We start from the raw sequence: 4,943 nt of genomic DNA, 5'->3' as shown, positions 1-4,943 counted from the left end.
ATACAACAGCACGACGCCACACATGACCGAGCTGGGCAAGCTCGACGGAGAGGATCTTTACCGAAATATACACCGATTCGAAACCATCAGCGTACGCAAGGACGTGCTGATTTTCCGCTTCGATGCGCCGTTGTATTTCGCTAACAAAGACTATTTCAAAACGCGGTTATACAGCCTCATAAAGCAACGCCCTGAGGGTGCGCTTAAAGCGGTGATACTGGATGCTCAATCCGTAAGTAGCATCGATAGCACCTCACTGATCATGCTGGAAAGCGTAATCGAAAACCTGCGGGAACAAGGCGTTCAGTTTTATCTGGTCAGCCTTATAGGCCCCGTTCGCGACACTCTCACACACTCTGCTGCGCTGCGTGAATACGTGTTGGATGAGCACATGTTCCCGCAGGTAACGGATGCGGTGTTATATATTGATCAGGGCATAAGCTCGCGCGTTTCAATCGCCAAGCAGAGCAATGCGGCAAAGGCGCGGCGGCGCTAGGCTCTATAATTAAAACTAAGCTCGGCTCTGCCGTTCAATCGCAGCCGGCCCACCAGCAGCAAGTATGGCCGCACCATATACACACACCGCCATAACCAGCACAACGGGCAACAAGGTTCCGCCTGCCAAGGTCGCCGAGAGCGCGCTTATGGCGCCCGCAACAGTGAATTGCGCAGCCCCTAACATAGCTGCAGCAGTCCCGCCGAGGTGGGGAAAGAATTCCAGTGCATTGGCCATGTTATTGGGAACGATAGCTCCCATAAATCCAACAGCAGCAATAATGCAGGCGGCTATCACCCAATAGGGTGCGCCGGCCCAGGCGCTGATTACCAACGCGCTAACCGCGATGGCTTGCAGGAACACGCATATCCTGAGAATCCGCACCGACTCATACTTGTTGAGCAAGCGCCGGTTGAGCAGGTTCAGGCTTGCCATAGCCACGATATTGGCGGCAAACAACGCAGAAAACATAGCGTTTGAAAGCCCGAACCACTCCTGATAAATAAACGATGCGTGGGTGATAAACACCAGCATGGCACTGAAGCACAAGGCTTGCAGCCCAACAAAGCGCATAGTTACGCGATGGCGAAGCACCAACCCATAGTTGGTAACCAATGTGGAAATAGGAGTGTGCTCTGTTTGCCGGGGCGGCAAGCGCCTAAACAACACATAGTGCAAAACAACGGCCAGCAGAGCGGCGTAGCCGGCAAGCATCAGGAAGATCGCATGCCATTCACTGAAATACAGCAACGCTGAGCCAATGGACGGTGCCGCCGCCGGCGCAATAAACATAACCAGGCCTATCAAACCAAACAGGCGCGCGGCATCCTGCCCGCTGGTCTGATCGCGAACAATGGCCGGAACAGACACCGCACAGAAGGCGCCACCAATACCCTGCACAATTCGCCAGCCCAGCATGCCTGGCAGCGTATCTGCCTGTGCAACCATAAACGCAGCAAGGGCAAAAACGATCAGCCCAGCGAACAAAACCTGCTGCCTGCCATAGCGATCAGACAGCGGGCCACCCAACAATTGCGCAAGGCCCAGAGCACCCACATAGGCACTCAATGTAAGCCCCACACCGCCGTGCCCAATGCCAAGCTCATCAGCGATTTCCGGAAAGGCAGGCAGGTAGGCGTCAAGTGCCAACGGCCCCAAGGCAACGGTCATGCCTAATAGAATGGCTAACTGAAGATGAGATAACGGTGTTGTGTTCAAACCAAAATGACCATACAGAACATGAATAACCTTAGTTTGTTAGGGTGCTTACTACACAACAGTCTACAGTATTAGCGCAAAATACACTGCCGGCTAAGGGACTGGGTCAAATTACGGCGCTTGCGGCGCAGGTTATTGCCTTTGCTATTACCATAGCCGGCCCGAAGCTGCGATTGAACATTAGCCAGTTTGCGTCGATAGCTGGCACAGGCTTTTTCCTGCTTCGCCAAGGCTTTTGCTTTCGATTTAGTGCGCGCTGAATCGCTTTTGCGATCAGATGAGAGCATTCCCCGCACCTGTTGGCGGATACCTGAAACACGCCTGTGTTGCTCAAGGTTCTCCGACATGGGCACTGTCACCGGTGCCGAAACGTCGACGGGTTGGTGTTTTGTGTTGGGCGGTGGGGCATCGGTAAAATGAACCACGCCACTGGCGTCTGTCCAAGTATAGATCTCGGCAATGGCCGATGATGAGAAAACAACTATCAGAATCGCAGCAGCCATCATCCCTGGCATAAGAGTCCACTCCCTGTGGTCGCGTTAATTGCCGGAACAGTATAACGGTTACCAGAGGGAGTGTAAGGCGGCCATGGCCCTATGTTTTATTGGTCGAGCAGTTCTATCCAATGTTGTACCGGCACCTGGGATTTGGTCTCAAGATGCATCTGGCAACCAATATTGGCCGTTACGATGCGATCAGGATTATCCCCGGTCAGAGCCTTGAGCTTGTTAGCCAGAAGCTTCTGGCTGAGTTCCGGCTGCAGCACAGAGTAAGTACCCGCAGAACCACAACAAAGGTGATTGTCTTTGGTAACGGCCAGGTTGATGCCCGCCTTGGTAAGCACCTGCTCTACCACGCCGTTTTGTTTCATGGCGTGCTGCAGCGTGCAGGGGCAATGGAACGCCACTTTGCCAGGGCTCTGCGCAACCTTGAGAGTTTCAAGATCCTGTTGCAGCAGGAACGCACCAAGATCTGTACACAACTCGCTGACTTTTCTAGCTTTCGCCGCGTACACCGGATCCTCTCGCAGGAGGTGCCCGTAGTCCTGAACCATGGCGCCGCAGCCAGAGGCAGTCATGATGATAGCCTCAGCACCGGCTTCCATGGCTGGCCACCAGGCATCAATGTTCTGGCGCATGCGCTCCAAGCCCTTTTCGTGCTCAGAAAGGTGGTAGTTTACGGCACCACAGCACCCGGCTTCTGGCGCTTCGACCAGTGTAATGCCAAGCCTATCCAGAACTCGAGCCGCCGCTGCGTTGGTATTCGGCGTAGCGGATGGTTGCACACAGCCGGCCAAAGCCAGAGCAATGCGGCTGTGGCTTGCAGCTGGCCAGGGGCTGGCTTGTTTTTTGGGCGGCACTTTAGCGCGCAGCTTGGCAGGCAACACCGGTGCAAACGTTTGCCCCAGGCGCAACATGAAACCAAACAGGACTCGATTGGGAAGCACCCGCGCGAGTGCCCAGCGCAGCCATTTGTCTTTTGGGGCGCGAGGCAGCTCTTTATCAATAAGGCCCCGGCTAATATCCACCAGGCGTCCGTATTGAACGCCTGAAGGGCAAGTGGTTTCGCAGCTGCGGCAAGTAAGACAGCGGTCGAGGTGCTCTCGGGTTTTCTCGGTAACTTCGGCGCCTTCGAGGAACATTTTCATGAGGTAGATGCGCCCGCGGGGGCCGTCTCGCTCGTCGTTTAATTCCTGATACGTCGGGCAGGTTGCGGTGCAGAAGCCGCAATGGACGCAGGCCCGCAAAATGGCTTCTGCCTCCTGCCTTCTGTTGTGTTAGCAAATTGTTGAACCAAATTTGTTTGCATTTTTTTCCTGCTTTGAGCTTACAGCCAACTATAAAGTCGGCCGGGATTAAATATTCCATCGGGATCAAACGAGTGCTTTACCCGGCTCTGGATCGTTTTAAGCGCGCGGGGTTGGCTGTGCATCACTTCCCCACTGCGATCGCCACCCCGGAACAGGCTTACCTGTCCGCCAGCGGTGCGTGCCAAGGGCTCCATGTCGGCGAGCTCTGCTGCACCCCGAAACCAGCGCTGGGAGCCAGCCCAGTCGAGGAACCACTTGCCCTCAATAGCGGGATTCGCAGCCGTGGAATTAACGGAGAAGCGCCACAGTGGTGCATCGTTTCCAGTGAAGAACTCGTGTTGCATGTCTTGTACTGAACGCCAGAAAGCTTCGCCGCTTTCCATAACCTTCCCGCCCCATTTTTCCGCCGTTGCTTCTACCGCCGATTTGGCACCCGCGAGCCGGAGGTAAACTTTGCCGTCGACCCAGCAGGCGCCGGTGATGGGTTTGGGCTCTTTGGCACGGCTGTTCATGTAATGCAGCACTTCTTCCAGAGCCATGTCCTGCACCAAGGTCACGCTGGCAGCCAGGCTTGGCATGACTTTCAGGCTTATTTCGGTGATGGCGCCGAGGGTGCCCAAAGCTCCCGCTTGAAGCGGGATACATCGTAGCCTGCGACGTTTTTCATTACTTCACCGCCAAAACGCAGGTGCTCGCCTTTGCCGTTAAGCAAGCGAATGCCCAGAACCTGATCTCGCACGGAGCCAGCCCAGGGTCTTGCGGGGCCAGAGAGGTTGCAAGCCAGTGTGCCGCCTATGGTAGAGCCGGGGCCAAAATGTGGGGGCTCAAAGTGCAGCGCTTGGCCCTGCTCGGCAAGCGCTGCTTCTATATCGCTCAGTGGCGTTCCAGCGCGTACGGTCATCACCAGTTCAACCGGGTGATACGCTACGATACCGGTATGCTCGCCCAGGTTAAGATTGCTGGCATCCGGGCTTCGTTCGCGGCCAACAAAGGCTTTGGTGCCGCCACCCACTATGTTGAGTTTTTCTCCGCTGGAGCGGGCCTGTAGCACTTGCTCCTGCAGTTGTTGAGAGATATCAGCCATGGGCGGCTTCCGTGTGTTGGTGCTTGTGTTGTTTGTATTCGAGGGAACGATATTCCTGGCAGAATTTCAGCGCGGGTACGCCTTTACCCGGATTGAGGATACCCATGGGGTCAAAGGCGGCTTTCACGTCGTGAAACTGCTCAAGCTCGTGGTCGTTGAATTGGATCGCCATTTGCCGAATCTTTTCCACGCCTACGCCGTGCTCGCCGGTAATGCAGCCGCCAACGTCCACACACATTTTCAGTATGCTGGCACCAAAGGCTTCTGTGCGCTCAAACTCCCCCGGCACATTGGCATCAAATAGAATCAACGGGTGCAAGTTGCCATCGCCGGCA

General features: G+C 55.4%; 4 protein-coding genes and 2 pseudogenes. 1 reads left to right on the top strand and 5 read right to left on the bottom strand.

Going from position 1 to position 4,943, the window contains the following annotated elements:
- The coding region (locus BCA33_RS19055; protein ID WP_217632703.1) for an STAS domain-containing protein at positions 1 to 496 on the top strand (496 nt) is incomplete at its 5' end.
- Positions 497 to 511: 15 nt separating this feature from the next.
- On the opposite strand, the gene BCA33_RS19050 is transcribed toward BCA33_RS19055, so the two are convergent.
- From BCA33_RS19050 to BCA33_RS19030, 5 genes and pseudogenes are all read right to left on the bottom strand, one after another.
- Positions 512 to 1,714 (bottom strand): multidrug effflux MFS transporter, encoded by a 1,203-nt coding sequence (locus BCA33_RS19050; protein WP_302848238.1) that lies wholly within the window; start codon positions 1,712 to 1,714, stop codon positions 512 to 514.
- Positions 1,715 to 1,785: 71 nt separating this feature from the next.
- Positions 1,786 to 2,229: a DUF4124 domain-containing protein gene (locus BCA33_RS19045; protein WP_071268310.1), complete on the bottom strand. Its 444-nt coding sequence runs from the start codon at positions 2,227 to 2,229 to the stop codon at positions 1,786 to 1,788.
- An 86-nt stretch (positions 2,230 to 2,315) separates the two neighbouring features.
- Positions 2,316 to 3,523: pseudogene (gene glcF, locus BCA33_RS19040) on the bottom strand (glycolate oxidase subunit GlcF).
- A gap of 18 nt (positions 3,524 to 3,541) precedes the next feature.
- A pseudogene (gene glcE, locus BCA33_RS19035) lies at positions 3,542 to 4,608 on the bottom strand (glycolate oxidase subunit GlcE).
- The coding region (locus BCA33_RS19030; RefSeq protein ID WP_302848237.1) for an FAD-linked oxidase C-terminal domain-containing protein at positions 4,601 to 4,943 on the bottom strand (343 nt) is incomplete at its 5' end. The pseudogene glcE and the gene BCA33_RS19030, both read right to left, overlap by 8 nt.

This window comes from Marinobacter sp. AC-23, assembly GCF_001858325.1.
Classification (GTDB): Bacteria; Pseudomonadota; Gammaproteobacteria; order Pseudomonadales; family Oleiphilaceae; genus Marinobacter.
The sequence above is the reverse complement of the archived record's forward strand: the minus strand, read 5'-3'. Positions and strand labels throughout refer to the sequence as shown.